Annotated in this window: 1 protein-coding gene; it reads left to right on the top strand. The window is 31.1% G+C overall.

The window, feature by feature from the left end:
* Positions 1 to 107: 107 nt before the first annotated feature.
* Entirely contained in the window at positions 108 to 698 is a 591-nt protein-coding gene (locus tag FW754_RS16390) for a lecithin retinol acyltransferase family protein (RefSeq protein WP_446325262.1), read from the top strand.
* Positions 699 to 736: the final 38 nt, after the last annotated feature.

The raw sequence follows: 736 nt of genomic DNA, 5'->3' as shown, positions 1-736 counted from the left end.
ATCTTAACTTTTTCAGGCTAAAAAAGCCTATAAATGTATCGTACATATGAATTGAATATGTAAATATTAAGGTACTATTATTAACAGTTTTTTCCTGATGAACTTGCATGCTTCTAAAATCATTAATAACAATCTTAGAAATAAGTAATTCGCTTAGTACTGCAGATCCTCGTTATACAAAGAATCCTTATAAAGATTTAGACAATCCTACTAAAAAAGGACCAAAAGGACCTGACTTAACTTTTGGAATGGGAGCAGGCTTAATAAACTCATTGCGAGATAAAGTTAAACCTAAAGTTGGATCTGTTGTTTATTGTGGTTTAGCTTTGAATCAATTTGAGCATTCTGGTATTTATGTTGGATATAACAAAATTATTCATCTTGATGGAAGTGGAAAAATAGAAGCTGTTACTCCTAAACAATTTTTAAATCGACTAGATAGTACAAATCTTGCCCTTCATATTTATGTCCCATGTAAAGGTACAACTCCTATGGGCTTAAAAAGAAGTGCTGAAAGAGCTAGAGCGAAATTAGGTGAAAAACTAACATATAATTTATTTTTTAATAATTGTCATAAATTCAGTTCATTTTGCTTAACAGGGGATATTAATTCAGACACTTTCTTTTTCAATCTTGAGGAAACTACACATTCTAAATTAGGTACAGATAATTGGCGTATTTGGGACCTTCCAGATTGAATAGTCACCGATTTCGTATCCATTTAACATAATGGCGC

It is taken from the genome of Acinetobacter sp. 1207_04 (assembly GCF_052850415.1).
Note: the sequence above shows the minus strand (reverse complement) of the source record. Positions and strands in the feature narration are given on the sequence as shown.